Source organism: Haloarcula nitratireducens, from assembly GCF_019599505.1.
In genome coordinates this window covers 165,780-185,049 of the sequence record NZ_RKLT01000001.1, presented here as the reverse complement: position 1 = coordinate 185,049, position 19,270 = coordinate 165,780, and the positions used below count along the sequence as shown (strand labels likewise).

Sequence of the window (19,270 nt, the reverse complement as noted above, 5' to 3'; positions counted from 1 at the left end):
CAGCTTAGTCACACTTCGAGCCCAGCAGCGGCTACGCCGCCTTCCGATTTCCGCCCCCTCGGCCGCTGCTTAGAGTCCCGCCGGGGACGCCTCGACGTCGATGTCGAGCTCGTCGGTGACCTCGTCCAAGAGGCTCCCCTTTATCTCCGAGACGCGCTGTTCGACGACCGCGAGGACCGGCTGGTCGAACTCTTCGCGGATGCGGTCGAGCCGCGCCCGCTCGGTGCGGTGGCGCTCCCGCAGATACGTCGCTCCCTTCCCCCTCTCGTCGTCGTCCGGGGCCGGCGCGACCTTGTTGACGACCAGTCCGCCGATGGTCAGGCCCGCGTCGGTCAGGTCGGTGACGGCGCGATGTGACTCCTCGATGGAGAGTTCGTCGGGGTTGAGGACGAGGTAGAACACGGCTTCCTCGCGGAGCGTCCGCCCGGCGAACTCGAAGTTCTCCTTGCGCTCGGTGAGCCGGCGGATGATCGGGTCGTCCGCGATCTTCTCCCGCGCCTCCGAGTCACCGATCGCCGCCTTCTCGAAGAGGTCTACGCTCTCCTGTCGCTTGGCCGTGAGCCGCTCTATCCACGATTCGAGGAACTCCGGGAGCGCGAGCAGGCGCAGCGTCCCGCCGGTCGGCGACGTATCGAAGACGACGCGATCGTAGTCGTCGCTCTCGCGCATCACGTCGATGAACCGGTCGAACAGCGCCGCCTCGTAGGCTCCCGGCGTCCGGTGGGCGAGCTCTATCTGCCGGTCGATCTCGTTGACGATGGCCGGACTCACCTGGTCGGTCATCGAGCCCTTGATCTCCTGCATGTGCCGCTCGACCTCCTCCTCCGGGTCCAGTTCCATCGCCCAGAGGTTCTCGTGGCCCTCGACGGCCGTCGGGTCGTCGTCGAACTGCTGGTCGAACACGTCCGAGGTGCTGTGTGCCGGGTCCGTCGAGACGAGCAGCGTCCGCAGGCCGTCGCGGGCGCACTTCAGGCCGTAGGCGCTCGATACCGTGGTCTTGCCGACCCCGCCTTTCCCCCCGAAGAAGACGAACTTGTTCATCTCAGAAGTGATACTGCTGGCCCTTGCGCTCGATGAGCGACTGTCGGTCCCACATCCGGCGCTCCCACTGGACGAACTCCTCGGAGAGGTACGGGAGCAGTTCCGCCGTGTAGTACGAGATTGGACTCGGGATGCCGAAGGCGTCGGCGAAACAGGCGAACATGAACACGTCTGCGGTGTCCTCCGCCTCCTTCTCTATCTTCTCGAAGGACGGGTGTTCGATCATCCCGTGGTAGAGACCGTGTAACCACTCTTCGAGCGTGTCGAGATACGCGTCGATTCGGTCGGCCGCTGTCATGTGTGTTAATAGCAGTTGTCGATGATATACGTGTTCTGGCGAGTCAGCACGCGCACCCGGTGGCGGCGGCCGAGCGTTCGAACCGCATCTCCTCGCCGCAGTCCGGGCAGTTCGGTGGCGTCTCGCCGGTCGCGTCGACGTCCCTGATTCGCTCGGCGCAGTCGTCACACCAGTACGCCCCCGTCGACGTCTCCCCGGCGCGGTCCCCCCGATTGGCCGACTGCGTCGAGGCCCGGAGTATCTCGCCGACCGCGTTCAAAATACCCATGTATCACCGTTCCATCCAAAATAACATAAACGTTCGTAGGAATCTGCGCGGCCCGCACACATCCGGCGGAGTGCCCCGGGCAGCGTCGATACGGCGACAGCGCGCTATCGATGTTCGTCGGCCAGCCCGTCGAGCAGCCGGTCCAGCTCCCCACCTCGTTTCCACGCGGCGATGCGGTCGGTCACCGACGAGAGCGGGAGCCCGAGACTGACCACCGAATGCGCCGTCACCTCGCTCCCGTGGTCACTCGACTGATACGTGAGCGTCGTCTCCATCGATTCGAAAGGGCCCTGCTCGCCGATCTGCCGATAGGAGAGCCCGTTCTCGCGTTCCTGAAAGGAGAAGACGGCCTCGACGCCGCCGCCGCGGGCCGTGACCCGCTGCCCGGCGTCGGTCTCCTCGTTCATCACGACGCCGAACGTCCCCTCGTGTTCGATGACGGCGACCGGCGACAGCGAGCGATCGAGTTCGGCGGGCGTCGCCGCCACGAACCGCGTGCGTTCCACCTCGCGCATGGACCCGCAGTCGCACCCCTCGGTCATAGTTCCACAGGCTTGCGGTATCAGAGAGCGGCGTCCGGCGACGGAGCGCGGAGTTCGAGGGCGATCACAGGCCGCCGGCGACGAGCGGGAGCGCGAGCGCGACGACGACGAAGAATCCGACGATCATGCCGTACAGCAGTCGCCCGAGCCGGACGTCGGCCGGTACCTCGCCGCGCAGTTCGGGCCGCGCCGTCCAGACGTAGCGGTGGTAGGCCGCGGCTGCCGTCCCCAGCGCGACGAGACCGGCGACCGACAGCGAGAACGGCAGCGACGCACCGAACTCCATGACGTAGATCGGGCCGAAGGAGAAGCTTAGCGCGACTCCCAGCCCGCTGACGACCAGGAAGGGGACCGGGTCGACGGGCGTTCCGTTGCGGTTCTCTATCATCGTCTGTCAATCTATCTGAATGATAATCAACGCTCTCATTCGGGTCGATATCGCGTCCCCTCCCCGTACGTATATGGACGTGGCCGCGGCAGTAGCGCCATGGCCGCAGACGGCGACGGGGACATCCGGGTCCTGCTGGTGCTCGACTTGCTGCTATCGCTCGCGTTCAGTACCGTCCTCGTCTGGGGGTTGAGCTTCTTCGAGTTGGCCGCGTTCACGCTCCGGACCGTGCTTCTCACGGCGCTGTTTCTCGCCGCCCTGACCTATCTCCTCGTGCTGCGGTGACGGGTCCGGTCGGCCGTGTCGCTACTCCTGCCAGTCGGGGTTCGGCCGCGGCGGACTGAACACGTCGATCGCCAGCAGCACCTCGTCGCCGCGGTTCTCGGCGGCGTGGACTTCGTGACTCTCCAAGCGGTAGGACTCGCCGGGTTCGACGGTCACCGCCTCGCCGCCGTCGAGGACGAAGGTCTGTTCCCCCTGATAGACGAATCCCACCTGCTCGTGATGGTGGCTGTGTTCGGGTACGCGCCCGCCTGGTTCGATGCGGAGATGCTGGATGCTCATCTCAGCGCCCGCCGCCAGCTGCGTGAGGAAGACGCCCGGTTCGACTTCGACGGCGTTCGAGCCGTCATCTGATACGACGTCCATGGGCGGAACTAGTGGCGAGCGGTGAAAACGGTACCTTCTGTCGACGGTAGTTCGGTCGAGGCGAACCTCTACGGTTCGGAAGATATAGGAGCGTGGGTCCCTGATTCGGGGAATATGGCTGAGACCGGGCGAAAACGGCCGTGGCTCGCCGCCGTACTCGCCTTTCTCTACCCCGGGCTGGGGCACGTCTACCTCCGGGAGTGGTTACGCGCGGTTCTCTGGTTCGGCCTCGTCTACAGCACGACGGCGCTGCTCATCGACGGGAACGCGATGGCACCGCTCCGGAACGGCTTTACGCTCGACAACCTGCTGGCCGCCGCCCAGAACGTTCCGCTCGAAGCCTCGGTCGCCGTGCTGGCGATCACCGCCCTGAACATGGTCGACGCTTACTGGATGGCGACCCGCGGGAACGTGACCACCGAAGTGCTCGAAGGGACGAAGTGTCCCAACTGCGGGAAAGAACTCGACGACGACATCGAGTTCTGTCACTGGTGTACGACCGAGCTCGACCAGTACCGGACCGAGGCGGACGTCGAAGCCGAACAGTAGGGGAAGAATCCCGCCCTGTGCCGTCTACTTCTCGATGATGCTCTCTTCGATCTTCTCGCCGAAGTGCGTCGCCGTGTCCTCGTGGTAGACGAGGATCTCGTCGCCCGGTTCGAGGTCGGTGACCGCGACGCGACCGTCGCGCGCGTGGACCTTGATGGTCTCTGCATTCTGTAACAGCGTCTCGATTCGGTCGCCCCCCTCGGTCTCGGCCTGCACGCGGAACATCGGCCGTTTCTCGATCTTCGCGCGGCCGACGATGGCCTCGCGGGTGCGACCGTTCGAATCGACGATCTGAACCTCGTCGCCCGATTGGAGCTCCGAGAGGTACTTCGTCCCGCCGTCGGGCGTGCGGACGTAGGCGTGGACCGCACCGGCGTTGACCCGGAACGGCCGCGAGGCGACGTACGGCGACTCGGCCGTCTCGGCGTGGACGAAGAAGAGGCCGCGGGCCATCGACCCGACGAGCATCCCCTCGTCGTGGTCCATCAGGTTGCCCGTGTCGATGCAGACTCGGTCGGCCGACCCCGTCTGCTCGACGGCGGTCACCTCGGCGTACTCCAGGTCGAGTTGCTCGCGGCCCATCTCGTCGCGCACGTCGACGGTCTTTCTGATCTCGTCGATGTCGTCCGTATCGAGCAAGACGCCGTCGACGCCGTGCTCCAGCGTCTCGTAGGCCGTTCGGGCGTCCTCGGCGGAGGTGACGCCGGTGATGAGGTCCGTCTCGTCGCCGACGCGGGCGATGAGATTCTCCAGGGGGATGATCTGCCAGTCCTCGCCGATGACGATGGTGAAGTCGGCCTCGGTCGCCACCTCCTCGGCGAAGGCCTCGTAGTCCTCGTCGAAGATGCGGACGTAGCCCCCCTCCGGGGCCGCGCCGTTCTGCCGGAGCGAGGAGAGGTCCGCAGAGCCGGAGAAATCGGAGGGAAGATCGACGGTGCCGTCGCCCTCGCCGTCCTTGCCCACGACGGTCGCGTCGGCGTCGGAGTCGTCGGCCTCGGCCTCCATGACGTGGACGTCGCCGTTCGTGAACGCGGCGACGTTGACCGAACCGAGGTCACGGACGCGCTCTACGTCCGCTTCGTCGACCAGTACCCAGTCTACGCCCGCTTCGAGTCCGGCGGTGATGCGCCGCTTCCGCGCCTCCCAGTCGCCGACCTCGTCGTCGGCTTTGAGCCACACGCTTCGTGTCATAGAGCCACGTCCGCGACGGCGGGGCTTGAACGTGGCGGACTCAGCGCCGCCGCCCCGCCCGGTTTTCAACGCTGAAAACGTGAGCGGTAGCGTTATCAGTTTCTCTGATAAATTAGCGTCGTAACAGGATCCGAGGGAGTTCGGTAGTAGTCACGAATGGTCACGAATCACGTTTACACGGTCGCTGGTGCAAAGGGCGGCGTCGGGAAGACGACGACGAGTATCAACCTCGGGGCGTCGCTGGCGGAGGCCGGCCGTTCTACGGTCACGGTGGAACTGGACCTGGCGATGGCGAACCTCGTCGACTTCCTCGAGATGGACGTCGACGTCCGGACGGCGACGACGCTCCACGACGTGCTCGCCGGCGAAGCCGAAGTGAAGTCCGCTATCTACGAGACCGAGAGCGGTCTCTCCGTCGTCCCGAGCGGGACGGACCTCGACGGGTACGCGGAGACGGACCTCGACAGGCTACCCGACGTGGTCGAGACGCTCCGGTGGCACTACGACGTCGTGATACTCGATACGCCCGCGGGCCTGAGCGAGGAGACCGTTCGGCCGATGCAGTTGGCCGACGAGACGCTGCTCGTCTCGACGCCCCGAGTGGCCTCGATCCGGAACGTCCGGAACACGAAGGAGCTGGCGGAGCGCGTCGACACCGACGTCCGCGGCCTCGTCCTGACGAAGTCCGGAACCGGTGCCTCGCCCGGCGCGGACCGCATCTCCGAGTTCCTCGACGTCGAGTTGCTCGGCCACGTCCCCGAGGACGACGCCGTCCCGCACTCACAGGACGCGGGCAGTCCCGTGGTGTCGAACGCGCCCAAGAGCGGTGCCGCTATCGCCTACCGGAAGGTAGCCCGGCAACTCGTCGAGGAGCCGACGGTGGCCGACCCGGAGGCGACGGCCGCAGCGGCGGGTCCCGCGACCGGCTCCGAGAAACGACCGGACGCCGTCAGCGTGACCGACGTACCGACCGCGGACGGACAGCACCGCGGGGAATCGGTGCCCCCCGAGGACTACGGGCGAGCGATGGCCGTCGAACCCGCCACGGGGGACAGCGGCGACGGAGCGACCGGCGACGGCGCGGTAACGGCAGCGGAATCCGAGGACCAGCCACCGGACGTGGACTTGCTCGGCGACGAGTCTTCGGCGCACTCGCCGTCGGACGCGGACCGACGCGTCGATATGGATTCCGGAGGGAACGACGGAACTGCCGACGGGGAGGACGCGCCGGCCGACGATGGCCGCCCCACCGGCACCACCGACTCAGACGAACGGTCCGGTTCACGGACGGAGAGCGACGGCGGTTCGACGGCGACGTCCGAGACTACACCGACGACCTGGTCCGAGAGCGGCGTCGAGAACCCGAGCAGCGGTGACGCCGAATCGGCGGAGGATACCTCGAAAACGGCAGAGAGCGACACCGCGTCGCTCGGGTCGCAGATACGGTCGCTGTTCGGGTTCTAGGCTTCGACGGCCAGCCCGGCGTCCCGGAGCGCGTCGGCCGCCTCGCTGTCGTCGTGGACGACGCTGGCGACCGCCCGCGTGATCTTCTCGGGGTCCCCGTGCTGGAAGATAGACCGACCCATCGAGACGCCCGCGGCCCCGGCGTCCATCGCGCCGCGGACCATCTCCAGGGTCTCCTGGTCCGTGCCGCGCGACCCACCGGCGATGACCACCGGCAGCGACGTGGACTCGACGACGTGCTGGAACGTCTCCGCGTCGCCGGTGTAGGCGGTCTTGACGACGTCCGCACCGAGTTCCTCGCCGAGACGGACGGCGTGACCGACCGCCTGGTTGAACTCCTCGGCCTCGGGGTCGATCTCCGGGCCGCGGGCGTAGGTCATCGCCAGCACCGGCAGGCCGTAGCGTTCGGCCTCGCCGGTCAGTTCGGCGAGCCCGGCGATCTGTTCGCGCTCGTACTCGCTGCCGACGTTGATGTGGAAGGAGACGGCGTCGGCCCCCGCGCGGATGGCGTCCTCGACGGTGCCGGTCCGGCGCTTGTCGTCCTCGTCGGGACCGATGGTGGTCGAGCCGTTGAGGTGGGCGATGTAACCCGCGTCGTTCTTGTTCGGATGGACGCGGCCGGCGATGCCCCGTTGGGTGAGGACGGCGTCGGCTCCGCCGCGCGTGACCGCGTCGATCGTCGATTCGATGTCTTTGAGCCCCGTTACGGCACCCATCGTGATACCGTGATCCATCGGAACGACGACGTAGCGGCCGTCTGTCCCGATTCGGTCGAGTCGTGTTCGTTTCCCTGCGTTCATGTTATGCGAGACTGTGGCAAGAGCGATTATGTGCGTTCCGGTTGCGGCCGTTCCTGTGCCCCTCGGAGGGCCCCCTGCTTGAGTTCCCGGGCGAGCGATTCGAGGTCCGCGGCGACATCCTCGGTCGGCCTGTCGTTCTCGTGGCCGTCGGCGACGATGTCGACGAGGGCCGAGCCGACGATGACGCCGTCGGCCCCCGCGGCGACGATTTCCTCGGCGTGGTCGCCGGTCTTGATGCCGAAGCCGACGGCCTTCGGGACGTCCCAGTCGGACAGTCGGGCGAGCGACGCGCCGGTCGCGTCGTCCACGTCGTCGCGCGCGCCGGTGACGCCCATCCGCGCCTGGACGTAGACGTACCCCGAGACCTGCTCACGCATCCGGTCGAGTCGGTCGCCCTCGGTCGTCGGCGCGACGATGAATATCAGGTCGAGGCCGAACTCGTCACAGGCGTCTCGGAGCGGACCCGCTTCCTCGGCGGGGAGGTCGGGGACGACGAACCCCTCGATGCCCGCGTCGGCCGCCTTCTCGACGAAGGGACGCGGGCCCTCGTCGCTCGCGGTTTCACCGCTCGCGCTCTCCGAGGCGCGTTTCGCCTCGCTGTTCCCGTACTGATAGATCAGATTGTAGTAGGTCATACAGACCAGCGGCACGTCCACGTCGAGGTCGGCGACGAACTCGAAGAACCGCCCGGGCGTCATCCCGGCGTCGAGCGAGCGGACGATGGCGTTCTGGATGGTCTTGCCCTCCGCGATGGGTTCCGAGAACGGCAGGCCGAGTTCGATGACGTCCGCCCCGCCCTCGGCGAGCGCTTCGACGTAGGAGAGCGACTCCTCGTAGCTCGGATCGCCCGCGGCGAGGTAGGGGACGAACGCGGGTTCGTCCGCGAAGGCGCGTTCGAGACCCATCAGAGACCACCCCCGCCCACTCGATTCAAGACGGACATATCCGGTGCGACGTCCAGGTCGCGCTTGCTCGTCTCCTCGACGACCGTCTCCAGGTCCTTGTCGCCCCGCCCGGAGACGTTGACGACGACGGTGTCGCCCAGTTCGTCGTGGTACTCCTCCAAGTAGCCGAACGCGTGTGCCGTCTCCAGCGCCGGGATGACGCCCTCGTCCTGCGACAGTCGATGGAACGCCTCCAGCGCGGCGTCGTCGTCGACGTTGGCCGGAATCACGCGCCCCTCGTCGACGAGGTGGGCGAGTTCCGGACCGACGCCGGCGTAGTCCAGCCCGGCCGAGACGGAGTGCGACTCCATTATCTGCCCGTCCGAGTCCTGCAGGAGTTTCGTCCGCGCGCCGTGGAGGACGCCCTCGCCGCCGGTCGAGAGCGTCGCCGAGTTGGGCGCGACGCCCTCCTCCTCGTCGACTTCCAGCGAGGAACCGCCGGCCTCGACGGCGTGCAGTTCGACCGACGCGTCCGAGACGAACTCCGCGAACGCGCCCATCGTGTTCGACCCGCCGCCGGCGCAGGCGACGACGGCGTCGGGCAGACCGCCGGTCTTCTCGATGGCCTGCTCGCGGGCCTCCTCGGAGATGACCGCCTGGAAGTCCCGGACCATCTTCGGGAACGGGTGCGGACCGACGACGCTCCCGATGACGTAGTGGGTCTCCTCGACGGTGGTCGCCCAGTCCCGCATCGTCTCCGAGATCGCCTCTTTCAGCGTGCCCCGGCCGACCGTGACGGGGTTGACCTCCGCGCCGTTGATGCGCATCCGGAAGACGTTGGGCCGCTGGCGGCCGATGTCCGTCTCGCCCATGTAGATCTCACAGGGCATGTCGAGATGGGCGGCGGCCATCGCCGTCGCGGTGCCGTGCTGGCCCGCGCCCGTCTCGGCGATGATGCGCTCCTTGCCCATGTACTTCGCCAGCAGGACCTGTCCGAGCGCGTTGTTGAGTTTGTGCGCGCCGCCGTGGAGCAGGTCCTCGCGCTTGAGATAGACCTCCGTGTCGTAGCGGGCCGAGAGCTGCTCGGCGTGCTGGAGCGGCGTCGGCCGGCCGCCGAAGTCGGCCAGTCGCCGCCGGAACTCGTCCATGAAGCCGTCTTCGTTCTCCAGCACGTACCGCTCGTAGGCGTCGGCCAACTCCTCGATGGCCGGCATCAGCGCCTCGGGCACGTACTGTCCGCCGTACTCGCCGAACTTTGGGTCGTGTGCGTCGTCCGTACTCATGTGTCAGTCTCCGCCTGCGTCAGTCGCCGCGCGTTCTCGGCCACGTCGGAGTCACCGCCGTGGTCCATGATGGCCGACCCGACGAGCAACGCGTCGGCTCCGGCCCCGCGCATTCGCGCGACGTCGTCCGGTGTCCCTATGCCGCTTTCCGCAATGAGCGTGACGTTCTCGGGGGCCGCGTCCGCCGCCGCCGGGAACGTATCGAGGTCGACTTCGAGCTTCGCCAAATCGCGGTTGTTGACGCCGACGACGTCCGCGCCGGCCGCGACGGCCCGCTCGACCTCCTCGGCGGTGTGGGCCTCGACGAGCACCTGAAAGCCCCGGTCGCGCGCCGCCGCGAGCAGGTCGTCGAGGTCGTCGGTTCCCGCCTCGTCCAGGAACCGAACGATGAGGAGGACGACGTCGGCCTCGACGGCGTCCAGTTGCTCTTCGTGGAGGACGAAGTCCTTCCGGAGGACCGGCACGTCCACCGCCGCACGAACGCGCTCTAGCGTCTCCGCAGAACCGCCGAAGTGCTCGGGTTCGGTCAGCACCGACAGCGCTGCCGCACCGCCCCCGACCATCCGTTCGGCGAGTTCGACCGGGTCGTCGGTTCGCTCGCCGTCCGTGGTCGGACTGGTCGGCTTCACCTCCGCGATTATCGGGACGCGTCCGTCGGCCTCGGCCGCCTCGAACGCGTCGGTGAGCGACCGGGCGTCGACGGCCACTCGCTCGCCCCCGCCGCCCCGGTCGCGCGCCGCCGCGAGTATCGACTCGACTTCCGGTGCCAATCCCGCATCGGATTCCATTACTGAACACTAACGTACAGAAGTGTACATAAGTGTTGCCGTCCGCGGCGTGGGAATCTTGAAGGCCCGACCGGCCCTGCACCTAGCGTATGGACGCACCCACGACGGACGCAGGCATCTACGCCCGCGAGTCGGCGTATCTCGACTGTTTCGTCCAGTTCGGCGAGGCCGGCGACCGGGTCATCTCGCTTTCGTTCCCGGAGCAGCCGGACGAGGACAGCGGTGAGGACCACCCCCTGCTGGACCGCATCGAGGACTACCTCAACGGGACCGAGGACGACTTCGCGGACGTGACCGTCGGCCTGACGGTGCCGACGGCTCAGCGAAAGGTTCTGGAGGCCGTCCGCGAGATCCCCTACGGCGAGGACGCCACCGTCGAGCAGGTCGCCCGGATGACGCCCGACCTGAGCGCCGGCGAGCAGGAGGACCTGACGCAGGTCCGGGAGGCGCTGGCGGCGAACCCCGTCCCGCTACTGATCCCGGACCATCGCGTGCGCGACGGTCCCAGCGCCGCGCCGCCGCCCGTCGAACAGAAGTTACGGGCCGTCGAGGGACTGTAGTTCTGCGGGTCAGACGAGCGAGTCGAGCCGGTCGACGCCCAGCCCCTCGTGGACGACGAGTTCCAGCGCGTTCACGAGGTAGTGCGCGACGACGACGGCGAGCAGGCTGTTCGTGAGCACGAACAGCACCGCGAGCCCCGCGCCGAGGACGCCGGTGACGACGACCCCGACCCGGCCCTGCGCGCCGTGACCCAGCGCGAACGCCGCCGAGGAGACGACGACCGCGAGCGCCGGCGGCGCGCCCAGCCCCGCGACCGGGACGCCGATGGCCGCCGCCCGGAAGAGCAGTTCCTCGACGAACGCGATCGTGGGCAAGACGCCGCCGAGCAGGACCGCCCACCCGGCCGGCGAGTCCGGCGCGAGCAGCTCTCGGAGCGACTCGTCGAAGGCGACGCCGAACCCGTCGGCGAGCGCGGCCGCGAGTTCGTTGCCGACCCAGAAGCCGACACCGGCAGCGACGCCCAGCGCGAGCGCCGGAAGACCCGTCGAGAGCGGGTCGCCGGTGACGCCGAACGCCGAGAGCGGGATCTGGAAGTAAAAGCCCCCGGCGACCGCCAGAACGCCGAACAGCCCCTGCGTGAGCGCGACGTTGACGAGCAACGCGCCGGTCGAGAGCTCGTCGTATGCGAGGGTACGTTCGAGACGCCGGCGCTGGCGGGCGGTCTCCGCAGTCTCGAAACGCGGAAACGTCGGGTCGGCGGCGTCGAACGCGCCCGTCTGCCGCTGTCTACTCGGCCCGGCAGAGACACCGCTCCCGTCGGTCGAGAGAGCGTCCTGGGAGAGCCGAGCGAGCGCGAGTAGCGCGAGTAGAAGAAGTGCCGTCAGGCCGACGAAGCCGGCCCACTCGGACATCTACTGCGGACTGGGACTGCTGCTTCCCTGTCGGCCGACCTCGTGGTCGAGCGCCTTGCCCGTGATGGACTTCAGGCGGTCGACCAGCGAGTCCTTCTCGGGTTCGCCCGACAGCGCGACTTCCAGCACTTCGGAGATGTGCGAGACGGGGACGATCTCGATCATGTCCTCGTACTCCTCTTCGATCATCACGTCCTGCGTGTTGGCTTCCGGGATGATGACCGTGTCGAGACCGGACTTCGCGGCGGCCTCTATCTTGTGGGTGACGCCGCCGACCGGGAGCACGTCTCCGCGCACGGAGAGCGAGCCGGTCATGGCGATGTTCTGCTCGACCGGGACGTTCTCCAGCGCCGAGATGACGGCGGTGGCGACGGTGATGGAGGCGGAGTCGCCGTCGACGCCGCCCTCGCCGGCCTGGACGAACTGGATGTGGACGTCCTTCTCGGAGATGTCCTCGTCGCTGAACTTCTTGATGATGGCCGAGACGTTCTGGACCGCCTCTTCGGCCATCTCCTGGAGCTGCCCGGTGGCGATGACCTGTCCGGGCCCCTGCGAGGGCGCGACTTCCGCCATCACCGGGAGGACGATACCGCTGTCCTCGCCCATGACCGCCAGGCCGTTGACGCGGCCGATCACGTCGCCGGCGTTGACGGTGAGTTCGTAGTCCTTGCGCCGTTCGATGTAGTTGTCAGCGAGCTGTTGCTCGATGGAGCGCGAGCGCCGCTTGGCCTGCAACACGTCGGAGCGTTCGGTGAACTCGCTGTCCTCGGCGCGGGCGATGTCCCCCGCGACGCGGACGAGCCCGCCGAGGTCGCGGAGCTTCAGGGTGAGGTGGCCCTTCCGGCCCGCGCGGCGACGGGCTTCGAGGATGATCTCCTCGATGGCCCCCTCGGTGAAGTGGGGCAGTCGGCCGTCGTTCTCGACCTCCTGTGCGATGAACCGGGTGTACTTCCGGCGCATCTCGGGGTCGTCCTCGATGGTGTCGTCCATGTACACCTCGTAGCCGTACCCCTTGATACGGGAGCGCAGCGCGGGGTGCATGTTCTCCATCGCGTCTAAGTTCCCCGCCGCGATCATGATGAAGTCCGTCGGGACGGGCTCGGTCTGGACCATCGCGCCCGAGGAGCGCTCGGACTGGCCCGTGATGGAGAACTCGCCCTCCTGGATGGCCGTCATCAGCTTCTGCTGGCTGCGGATGTCGAGCGTGTTGATCTCGTCGACGAAGAGGACGCCCTTGTTGGCCTTGTGGATCGCGCCGGGTTCGACCCGGTCGTGGCTGGGCGTCTCCATCCCGCCGGACTGGAATGGGTCGTGGCGGACGTCGCCCAGCAGCGCACCGGCATGGGCACCGGTCGCGTCCTCGAAGGGGGCGGTCTTCTGGCTGGCGTTGTTGACCAGCAGGTTCGGGATCATCGCGTCGCTGCCGCGAGAGCCGTAGCGGAAGGCGAGATAGATGACGCCGGCCGCGAGGATACCGAGCAGGACCGAACCCTGGATGATCAGCGCGTAGCCGATGACGATGGCGATGATGATCCACATCAGGAAGGTCCGCATCTGGTTTCGCTTCCGGGCCTCCTCCTTGTGGGCGTCGACGATCTGCTCGCCCTTCCCGCCGGGGACGGTGCGAACCTTCGGTTCGTTGCCGTCGTCGGGGTTGTGATAGACGAGGACGTCCTGCAGTTCCTCGCGCGGGAGCAGCTGACTCATCGCCTTCGCCAGCATCGACTTCCCCGTCCCGGGGGAGCCGATCATCATCACGTGGCGGCGCTGTTTGGCCGCCTTCTTGATGACGTCGCGGGCGTGGTCCTGCCCGATGACCTGATCGACGAGTCGGTCGGGGACCTCTATTTCCGCGGTAGAGTCGATACTGAGCCCGCCGAGTAGGTTCTCCTCTTCCTCCTCGACGAACTCGCCCTCAACCTCGACGTCGCTGCCGAGTGTCGTATCCGACGAAGCTTCGTCACCGGTCGTCGGCGCGTCGCCGTTCGTTGGCTCGTCGACCGTCGGGTCCGATGCCTGTTCCTGCTCGTCGGCGTCGGCACCCCCGCGGTCGGGGTCTGAAGCCGCGTCTGTGTCGGTGTTGTCGCTCATACAAACGTTGCTAACACTCGTTTGGAAGGACTCTCGACTGATATACTTTCTCCCCGCGTCCGCCCTTGCCACACCGGTAAAACCGCAGTACGGCGCCGGGATGATCGGCGGCGAACTCGGGGCGACATCGCCGCCGTCGGGTTTATGAAAGCACCCGACGCACACTCGTGCATGCGCGGGTTCTACATCGGCCGGTTCCAGCCCTATCACGACGGACACCACGCGATGGTCGAACGCATCGCCGAGGAAGTCGACGAGCTGGTGCTCGGGATCGGCAGCGCCGACGACTCACACACGACTCACGACCCCTTCACCGCGGGCGAACGCATCATGATGCTGACCAAAGCCGTCGACGAGTTCGACTTGCGAACCTACGTCGTTCCGCTGGAAGACATCAACCGCAACGCCGTCTGGGTGAGCCACGTAGAGAGCATGTGCCCGGACTTCGACGTGGCGTACTCGAACAATCCGCTGGTCGTCCGTCTCTTCGAGGAGAGCGGCATCGAGGTCCGGCAGTCGCCGATGTTCGAACGGGACCGACTGGAGGGCAGCGAGATACGCGAGCGGATGATACGCGACGAGTCCTGGCGCGACCGCGTCCCCGACCCGGTCGTGGAGACGATAGAGGAGATAAACGGCGTCAAGCGGCTGCAACACGTCTCCGACTCGGACTCGCTGGAACGGTACACGGCCGAGGACGAGTCGGTGGACGACCCCTCTATCGGCGACGAGCGATGATAACGCTCAGCTCCGATTTCGGGTCGCCCTACCCCGCGGCGATGAAGGGCGTCATCTGTCGGGAGAGCGGGGCGCGGATCGAGGACGTCGCCCACGACTTCCCCCGACAGGACGTCCGCGCGGCGGCGTTCTGGCTGCCCCAGACGCTCCCGTACTTCCCCCCGGCGGTCCACTGCGTGGTCGTGGACCCGGGCGTCGGCACCGACCGCGCCGCGCTGGTCGTCCGGGCGGGCGGTCACGCGCTCGTCGGCCCGGACAACGGCGTGCTCGTGCCGGTCGCCCGCGAACTGGCCGGCGGCGACGGCTTCGAGGTGTTCGAGTGGACCTACGACGACCCGGCGAGCACGACGTTCCACGGCCGGGACGTGTTCGCGCCCGCCGCGGCGACCGTCCACGAGACCGGCGTCGGTTCGGTCGAGAACCTCTCTCAGACCGCACCTACAGACGATTGGATGGACCTCCGATTCCCAGATCCGACCCTCCGGGCGGACGGCGCGACGGGCGAAGTGCTCGTCGTCGACGGGTTCGGGAACGTCATCACGAACGTTCCGGGCGAGACGCTCGACGGGACGTTCGGTGAGACGGTCGCCGTCGGCGGCGAATCGGTACCCGTTCGGCGGGCCTACGCCGCCGTGGACCCGGGCGACAGACTCGTCACCGTCGGCAGTCACGGCAACGTCGAACTCGCGGTGAACCGGGGCCGGGGCGACGAGGCGTTTGGTCTCGAAACGGGCGCTGCGGTCGAACTGACGCGGTAAGCGCACCCGCCTGCGGACCGGTATTTAGGCCAACCAAAACCGATACGCTTTTGTATTTTAGGTCCACCTAAATGACTGTATGCCGGAACGACAGGTGCCGTGGCCGAACCGTGGCCGCCGACGCGACGAGACGGATGTCAGCAGCCCTGCCGTCCGGACCACCGCCGATCGACGGGTCACCGGAGGTGAGCGCAGGTAACGCCGGCCGCCTCGATTGCTCGACCATGCGCGGCGACGACTACCGTGGGCACGGTCGTCGGGTGAAGGCTCGACGCTGTCGCCGCACCACGAGTCCCAGCTCGTGTCTGTCCCATTTTCCGCCGACAGCCGTTCCAGGTTCGGCTGTCACCGCTTTTCTACCGTCTTATCGCTCATCCCGCCAGTTCCTTCAGCGGTAGTAACAAGTCTCCCAGATAGCGAGCGGTACCCGTACGCCGCCGACCTGCCGCGCTGTGTGAGCGGCCGCCATCGGACTACCGAGGTGCGGTTCGAAAGAAGTGCGGGTTCGGACGAGTCAGTTCGCGGACGGCTTCGCTTACGACGAGGAGATGACGTCGTCGATGCGGACGATCATCGTCGCCGCCTCCGTCGCCGAGTCGATGGCCTCGCGCTTGACCGCGGCGGGGTCTAAGATGCCGTACTCGACGGGGTCTCCGACGACGCCCGTCTGGCCCTCGCTGATGACGCCGGCGATGCCCTCGCTCTCGTGTTCCGCGCGGAGGTCGACCAGCGCGTCGATGGCGTCCAGTCCCGTGTTCTCCGCGAGCGTGCGGGGCAGGACGTCGACGGCGTCTGCGAACGCTTCGACGGCGAGCTGCTTGCGGCCCTCGATGGACGCCGCCTTCGAGCGGATGTGGTCCGCGATGGCGATCTCGGTCGCGCCGGCACCGGGGACGACGCCGCCGTTATCGAGCGCGGCGACGACGACGTCGAGCGCGTCGTTGAGCGCGCGCTCGATCTCGTCGACGACGTGGTCGGTCGAGCCGCGGGCGAAGACGGTGACGGCCTCGGCGGCCTCGCCGCCCTGGATGAAGGTGACCTCGTCGTCACCGTGCTTCTCCACGCCGATGCTGTCGGCGTGACCGAGCGCGTCCTCCGAGAGGGCCTCGACGGAGCCGAGGCGCTTCGCGCCGGTCGTCTCCACGATGTCCTTCGCGGTCGAGGAGCTGACGCTCTCGACGGCGAGGACGCCCGCCTTGGCGAGCTGGGAGGCGACGCGGTCCGCGACGTCCTCGGTCACGAAGACCACGTCGGCTCCGGAGTCGACGATCGCCTGCGCGTAGCCCTGGAGCTCCTCCTCCTCGGCGTCGAGCGCGGCGTTGAGCTGGTCGACGTTGGTGACGTTGTACTCGGCGTCGACGTTGCTCTCGCGGACGTCGAGTTCGGCGTCGAGGACGGCGATGGACGCGTCCTCGACCGAGCGGGGCATGTTGTCGTGGACGGGCGTGTCGTCGATGATGACGCCCTCGACCAGTTCCGTCGCGGAGGTCGCCGCGCCGGTCTGGGTGTGGACCTCGATGTTGTCACGGATCACGCCCTCGTCGTCGGTCCGGGCGTGGCGGACGGCCTCGACGACGACCTCGGCGAGTCGCTCGGCGTCCACGTCGCCGGTTCCCTTCCCGGTCATCGCGGACTCCGCGACCTCGACGAGCGTGTCGTCGGAGAGGTCTACGTCCAGGCCGGAGTCCTCGATGGACTCCTGGGCGAGCTGGGAAGCCGTGTGGTACCCCTCGACGATGGTCGTCGGGTGAACGTCGTCGTCGAGCAGGTCCTCGGCCTTCGCGAGCAGTTCGCCGGCCAGGACGGACGCGGTCGTGGTCCCGTCGCCGACCTCGTCCTCCTGCGTCTGCGCGACTTCGACGATCATCTGCGCTGCCGGGTGCTCGATGTCCATCTCCGAGAGGATCGTCGCGCCGTCGTTCGTGATGACGACGTCGCCGTCGTCGGAGACGAGCATCTTGTCCATGCCGCGCGGACCGAGCGTGGTACGTACGGACTCGCTGACGGCCTTCCCGGCGGAGATGTTCGACGACTGTGCGTCCTTTCCTTGTGTGCGCTGGGCGTCCTCGTCGAGAATGAAGAGGGGCTGGCCGCCCATGCGTCGCTGGCCAGATGACATAGTTCTGTAACCTCACCTTATCCATCGTAAGCGGTTCTATATAAAACTTGCTAACGGAACGGCCGACCGAGTCGGGGCCGACCGACGGACGCGGCTCCGATAGGGGCCGCGACTCACGTATCGGCGCGCTCGGGACGGCCCGATAATTTAATACCGGGTTCCGCTCACTGTGGCGTAGATGCTGGAGTTGGAACACGGGTTCCGGATCGTCGACGTCCACGCCCGGATCGAACCGGACGAACAGCGCCGGGCACGCCCGGGACTCGGCGATCCGGAGCAACTCGAACGGGAGATGCACCAGGCCGGGGTCGTCCGCGCCGTCGCCTACCCCGGTTCGCGCGAGGGGTCGTACCTGAAGGCCAACAACGCCGTCGCCCGGATGTCCGTCGGTCGACCGCTGGTCGCCTTCGCCCGGGTCAACGGCGCGCGCGACGCCGGGAGCGGAGCCGGGTCGAGACTCCGGAACCTCAGGAGCCGGCGCGGCGACGACCACGCCTCGCCCGACGACGTCGAGCAGTACGCCTACGACGACCGCTTCTTCGGCTTCAAGCTCCACCCGCCGAAAGACGGCATCCCCGACGAGGAGGTGCTCTCCCGACTGGCCGACGTCGGCTTACCCGTCCTCGTCCACGGCGGCGAGTCGTTCGCGCCCGAGGCGGTCGCGAGGGAACTGCTCGGCTACGAGTTCCCCGTCGTCCTCGCTCACTTCGGCGCACACCCCCTCCGCGTGGACCTGATGAACGAGGCCATCGACCTCCTCGGGAGCCACGACGATCTCTATCTCGACACGAGCGCCGTCCGCTACCGCGAACCGCTCGAACGGGCCATCATGGAACACCCCGACCGCGTCCTCTTCGGCAGCGGCGCGCCCCACGCCCATCCGAACGTCGCGGTGATGGAGGTTCTCACCCTCGACGTCCCCGAGGACGCGATGAAGAAAGTGTTCTCGAACAACCCCGTCCGAGTCGTCGAGGGACTCGCGCCCTGACCCGCCGAATCGAGGTCAGCGCCGATCGTAGACCCTCACCGCGCGGTCCGCCCGCATCGACCGACCGTTGGGGTTGCGCCGCTCGCTCCGGTCGCGGTGGCGAGCGAGCAGTCCGTCTCTAGTCCCGAGACTCAGTCCGCCGAGAACGTCCCGGCCCGTCCCGAGCCACTGCGAGGGGGCCGTCTCGCCGCGGACGACGTCTTTCAGCGCGTCGACGGAGTCCCGACTCGCGTGACTGGAGAGGCGGCGCAGGACGGTCGGTCGCGCGCCGTAGTTCTTCACCAACCGGTAGGACAGCGAGCGGTACTTCCAGGCCCAGTCGGTCTCGCGGATCCCGCCGTCGGCCTCGAACTTCCGGCTGACGCACATCCCCGTGTTCCAGTCGACGGCGAAGTCCTGCGCCGCGAGGCGGTGCGCCACGTCGCGGGAGCCGCCGATGTCCAGATACTCGTCGAAGCCGTCCAACGCGTCGAGCACGGACTTCCGGAAGGCGACGTTGCCGGGGTTGAAGTACGTCACGTCGCGCCCGGCAATGGTCCGCGACTCCTCGGGTTCGGTCGTCATTCCCGCGGTCAACTGCTCGTGAGTCGGGCCGGAGACGACGTCGCCGGCCGCCAGTCCCTCCCGGACCGCCGTCGCCCAGCCGTCTTCGACCGAGAGCCCCTGGCTCACCAGCGCCACCAGTTCGCTGGTCGCCCGGTCCAGCCCGGCGTTGCGGGCGACGTTGACCGAGCGGTCGGCGATCTCGACCAGTACGTCGACGTCTTCGCGGTCCCGGACCATCCCGGTCGTCCCGTCGGCCGACGGGCCATTGACGACGATGGTCTCCGCGTCGGGGACTTCCTCGGCGAGTGCGTCCAGACAGGCCGATAGCTCCTCGCGGCCGTTCAGCGTCGGGACCACCACCGATAGCTCCATACCTCTCGGTTGCTCTCCGGAACCGCTTAAAAGTCGCGGGCCGAGCGCTCCGAGAGTGTGAACGTCTCGCAGGAACTAGACCGGTGATGAAGTGACTGATGC

The 19,270-nt window shown here is 67.6% G+C and carries 22 protein-coding genes; 7 read left to right on the top strand and 15 right to left on the bottom strand.

All coding sequences use genetic code 11. The annotated features are described in order from the left end of the window. Positions 1-69: 69 nt before the first annotated feature. From EGH23_RS00935 to EGH23_RS00915, 5 genes are all read right to left on the bottom strand, one after another. Positions 70-1,041 (bottom strand): ArsA family ATPase, encoded by a 972-nt coding sequence (locus tag EGH23_RS00935; protein ID WP_220578161.1) that lies wholly within the window; start codon positions 1,039-1,041, stop codon positions 70-72. 1 nt (position 1,042) lies between these two features. After that, complete coding sequence (locus EGH23_RS00930) at positions 1,043-1,339, bottom strand: DUF7990 family protein (protein WP_220578160.1); 297 nt, start codon at positions 1,337-1,339, stop codon at positions 1,043-1,045. Positions 1,340-1,382: 43 nt separating this feature from the next. Further along, a complete protein-coding gene (locus EGH23_RS00925) occupies positions 1,383-1,607 on the bottom strand; it encodes a hypothetical protein (RefSeq protein ID WP_220578159.1) in 225 nt (74 codons plus the stop codon). 104 nt (positions 1,608-1,711) lie between these two features. Further along, entirely contained in the window at positions 1,712-2,122 is a 411-nt protein-coding gene (locus EGH23_RS00920) for an SRPBCC family protein (RefSeq protein ID WP_220578158.1), read from the bottom strand. A 91-nt stretch (positions 2,123-2,213) separates the two neighbouring features. Next, positions 2,214-2,537 (bottom strand): hypothetical protein, encoded by a 324-nt coding sequence (locus tag EGH23_RS00915; RefSeq protein ID WP_220578157.1) that lies wholly within the window; start codon positions 2,535-2,537, stop codon positions 2,214-2,216. Between the two features lie 99 nt (positions 2,538-2,636). Between EGH23_RS00915 and EGH23_RS00910 the strand changes: the two genes are divergently transcribed. After that, positions 2,637-2,822 carry a DUF8107 family protein gene (locus tag EGH23_RS00910; protein ID WP_220578156.1) on the top strand — a complete coding sequence of 62 codons (186 nt, stop codon included), beginning with the start codon at positions 2,637-2,639 and terminating at the stop codon, positions 2,820-2,822. A 21-nt stretch (positions 2,823-2,843) separates the two neighbouring features. Here the strand turns inward: EGH23_RS00910 and EGH23_RS00905 are convergent, their stop codons facing one another. After that, positions 2,844-3,185, bottom strand: coding sequence for a cupin domain-containing protein (locus EGH23_RS00905; RefSeq protein WP_220578155.1), 342 nt, complete (start codon positions 3,183-3,185; stop codon positions 2,844-2,846). Positions 3,186-3,299: 114 nt separating this feature from the next. Between EGH23_RS00905 and EGH23_RS00900 the strand changes: the two genes are divergently transcribed. Next, the gene (locus EGH23_RS00900; protein ID WP_220578154.1) at positions 3,300-3,734 is read left to right on the top strand and encodes a zinc ribbon domain-containing protein; all 435 of its coding nucleotides are present in this window, start codon (positions 3,300-3,302) and stop codon (positions 3,732-3,734) included. Positions 3,735-3,758: 24 nt separating this feature from the next. Here EGH23_RS00900 and EGH23_RS00895 read toward each other — a convergent pair whose 3' ends face one another. Further along, positions 3,759-4,925, bottom strand: a complete 1,167-nt coding sequence (locus EGH23_RS00895; RefSeq protein WP_220578153.1) for a 3-dehydroquinate synthase II — start codon at positions 4,923-4,925, stop codon at positions 3,759-3,761. A 156-nt stretch (positions 4,926-5,081) separates the two neighbouring features. Here EGH23_RS00895 and minD point away from each other — a divergent pair, with 156 nt between their 5' ends. Further along, positions 5,082-6,389, top strand: a complete 1,308-nt coding sequence (minD, locus tag EGH23_RS00890) for a cell division ATPase MinD (protein WP_220578152.1) — start codon at positions 5,082-5,084, stop codon at positions 6,387-6,389. On the opposite strand, the gene EGH23_RS00885 is transcribed toward minD, so the two are convergent. The 4 genes from EGH23_RS00885 to trpC are packed head-to-tail and all read right to left on the bottom strand — an operon-like array spanning position 6,386 to position 10,144. After that, entirely contained in the window at positions 6,386-7,189 is an 804-nt protein-coding gene (locus EGH23_RS00885; RefSeq protein WP_220578151.1) for a 2-amino-3,7-dideoxy-D-threo-hept-6-ulosonate synthase, read from the bottom strand. The genes minD and EGH23_RS00885 overlap by 4 nt on opposite strands. Positions 7,190-7,215: 26 nt before the next feature. Then, the gene (trpA, locus tag EGH23_RS00880) at positions 7,216-8,094 is read right to left on the bottom strand and encodes a tryptophan synthase subunit alpha (RefSeq protein WP_220578150.1); all 879 of its coding nucleotides are present in this window, start codon (positions 8,092-8,094) and stop codon (positions 7,216-7,218) included. Next, a complete protein-coding gene (gene trpB / locus EGH23_RS00875) occupies positions 8,094-9,356 on the bottom strand; it encodes a tryptophan synthase subunit beta (RefSeq protein ID WP_220578149.1) in 1,263 nt (420 codons plus the stop codon). The genes trpA and trpB overlap by 1 nt, the downstream gene beginning before the upstream one ends. After that, on the bottom strand, positions 9,353-10,144 hold the full coding sequence (gene trpC, locus EGH23_RS00870) for an indole-3-glycerol phosphate synthase (protein WP_220578148.1): 792 nt from the start codon (positions 10,142-10,144) through the stop codon (positions 9,353-9,355). The genes trpB and trpC overlap by 4 nt, the downstream gene beginning before the upstream one ends. An 89-nt stretch (positions 10,145-10,233) precedes the next feature. On the opposite strand from trpC, the gene EGH23_RS00865 reads away from it, so the two are divergent. Beyond that, positions 10,234-10,704 (top strand): methylated-DNA--[protein]-cysteine S-methyltransferase, encoded by a 471-nt coding sequence (locus tag EGH23_RS00865; RefSeq protein WP_220578147.1) that lies wholly within the window; start codon positions 10,234-10,236, stop codon positions 10,702-10,704. 9 nt (positions 10,705-10,713) lie between these two features. On the opposite strand, the gene EGH23_RS00860 is transcribed toward EGH23_RS00865, so the two are convergent. Then, positions 10,714-11,556 (bottom strand): CPBP family intramembrane glutamic endopeptidase, encoded by an 843-nt coding sequence (locus EGH23_RS00860; protein WP_220578146.1) that lies wholly within the window; start codon positions 11,554-11,556, stop codon positions 10,714-10,716. Next, positions 11,557-13,647, bottom strand: a complete 2,091-nt coding sequence (lonB, locus tag EGH23_RS00855; RefSeq protein ID WP_220578145.1) for an ATP-dependent protease LonB — start codon at positions 13,645-13,647, stop codon at positions 11,557-11,559. Between the two features lie 171 nt (positions 13,648-13,818). On the opposite strand from lonB, the gene EGH23_RS00850 reads away from it, so the two are divergent. Beyond that, positions 13,819-14,385 carry a nicotinamide-nucleotide adenylyltransferase gene (locus EGH23_RS00850; protein WP_220578144.1) on the top strand — a complete coding sequence of 189 codons (567 nt, stop codon included), beginning with the start codon at positions 13,819-13,821 and terminating at the stop codon, positions 14,383-14,385. Then, on the top strand, positions 14,382-15,143 hold the full coding sequence (locus EGH23_RS00845; RefSeq protein ID WP_220578143.1) for an SAM hydrolase/SAM-dependent halogenase family protein: 762 nt from the start codon (positions 14,382-14,384) through the stop codon (positions 15,141-15,143). The genes EGH23_RS00850 and EGH23_RS00845 overlap by 4 nt, the downstream gene beginning before the upstream one ends. Before the next feature lie 535 nt (positions 15,144-15,678). On the opposite strand, the gene thsA is transcribed toward EGH23_RS00845, so the two are convergent. Beyond that, positions 15,679-17,241 (bottom strand): thermosome subunit alpha, encoded by a 1,563-nt coding sequence (gene thsA, locus EGH23_RS00840; protein ID WP_220579196.1) that lies wholly within the window; start codon positions 17,239-17,241, stop codon positions 15,679-15,681. A gap of 199 nt (positions 17,242-17,440) precedes the next feature. Between thsA and EGH23_RS00835 the strand changes: the two genes are divergently transcribed. Next, positions 17,441-18,250, top strand: coding sequence for an amidohydrolase family protein (locus tag EGH23_RS00835; RefSeq protein ID WP_220578142.1), 810 nt, complete (start codon positions 17,441-17,443; stop codon positions 18,248-18,250). A 15-nt stretch (positions 18,251-18,265) separates the two neighbouring features. Here EGH23_RS00835 and EGH23_RS00830 read toward each other — a convergent pair whose 3' ends face one another. Then, complete coding sequence (locus EGH23_RS00830; protein ID WP_220578141.1) at positions 18,266-19,168, bottom strand: glycosyltransferase family 2 protein; 903 nt, start codon at positions 19,166-19,168, stop codon at positions 18,266-18,268. Positions 19,169-19,270: the final 102 nt, after the last annotated feature.

Coding starts and splice junctions, on each gene's coding strand:
- EGH23_RS00935 (WP_220578161.1), bottom strand. CDS start 1,041: ATGAACAAGTTCGTCTTCTTCGGGGGGAAAGGCGGGGTCGGCAAGACC.
- EGH23_RS00930 (WP_220578160.1), bottom strand. CDS start 1,339: ATGACAGCGGCCGACCGAATCGACGCGTATCTCGACACGCTCGAAGAG.
- EGH23_RS00925 (WP_220578159.1), bottom strand. CDS start 1,607: ATGGGTATTTTGAACGCGGTCGGCGAGATACTCCGGGCCTCGACGCAG.
- EGH23_RS00920 (WP_220578158.1), bottom strand. CDS start 2,122: ATGCGCGAGGTGGAACGCACGCGGTTCGTGGCGGCGACGCCCGCCGAA.
- EGH23_RS00915 (WP_220578157.1), bottom strand. CDS start 2,537: ATGATAGAGAACCGCAACGGAACGCCCGTCGACCCGGTCCCCTTCCTG.
- EGH23_RS00910 (WP_220578156.1), top strand. CDS start 2,637: ATGGCCGCAGACGGCGACGGGGACATCCGGGTCCTGCTGGTGCTCGAC.
- EGH23_RS00905 (WP_220578155.1), bottom strand. CDS start 3,185: ATGGACGTCGTATCAGATGACGGCTCGAACGCCGTCGAAGTCGAACCG.
- EGH23_RS00900 (WP_220578154.1), top strand. CDS start 3,300: ATGGCTGAGACCGGGCGAAAACGGCCGTGGCTCGCCGCCGTACTCGCC.
- EGH23_RS00895 (WP_220578153.1), bottom strand. CDS start 4,925: ATGACACGAAGCGTGTGGCTCAAAGCCGACGACGAGGTCGGCGACTGG.
- minD (WP_220578152.1), top strand. CDS start 5,082: ATGGTCACGAATCACGTTTACACGGTCGCTGGTGCAAAGGGCGGCGTC.
- EGH23_RS00885 (WP_220578151.1), bottom strand. CDS start 7,189: ATGAACGCAGGGAAACGAACACGACTCGACCGAATCGGGACAGACGGC.
- trpA (WP_220578150.1), bottom strand. CDS start 8,094: ATGGGTCTCGAACGCGCCTTCGCGGACGAACCCGCGTTCGTCCCCTAC.
- trpB (WP_220578149.1), bottom strand. CDS start 9,356: ATGAGTACGGACGACGCACACGACCCAAAGTTCGGCGAGTACGGCGGA.
- trpC (WP_220578148.1), bottom strand. CDS start 10,144: ATGGAATCCGATGCGGGATTGGCACCGGAAGTCGAGTCGATACTCGCG.
- EGH23_RS00865 (WP_220578147.1), top strand. CDS start 10,234: ATGGACGCACCCACGACGGACGCAGGCATCTACGCCCGCGAGTCGGCG.
- EGH23_RS00860 (WP_220578146.1), bottom strand. CDS start 11,556: ATGTCCGAGTGGGCCGGCTTCGTCGGCCTGACGGCACTTCTTCTACTC.
- lonB (WP_220578145.1), bottom strand. CDS start 13,647: ATGAGCGACAACACCGACACAGACGCGGCTTCAGACCCCGACCGCGGG.
- EGH23_RS00850 (WP_220578144.1), top strand. CDS start 13,819: ATGCGCGGGTTCTACATCGGCCGGTTCCAGCCCTATCACGACGGACAC.
- EGH23_RS00845 (WP_220578143.1), top strand. CDS start 14,382: ATGATAACGCTCAGCTCCGATTTCGGGTCGCCCTACCCCGCGGCGATG.
- thsA (WP_220579196.1), bottom strand. CDS start 17,241: ATGGGCGGCCAGCCCCTCTTCATTCTCGACGAGGACGCCCAGCGCACA.
- EGH23_RS00835 (WP_220578142.1), top strand. CDS start 17,441: ATGCTGGAGTTGGAACACGGGTTCCGGATCGTCGACGTCCACGCCCGG.
- EGH23_RS00830 (WP_220578141.1), bottom strand. CDS start 19,168: ATGGAGCTATCGGTGGTGGTCCCGACGCTGAACGGCCGCGAGGAGCTA.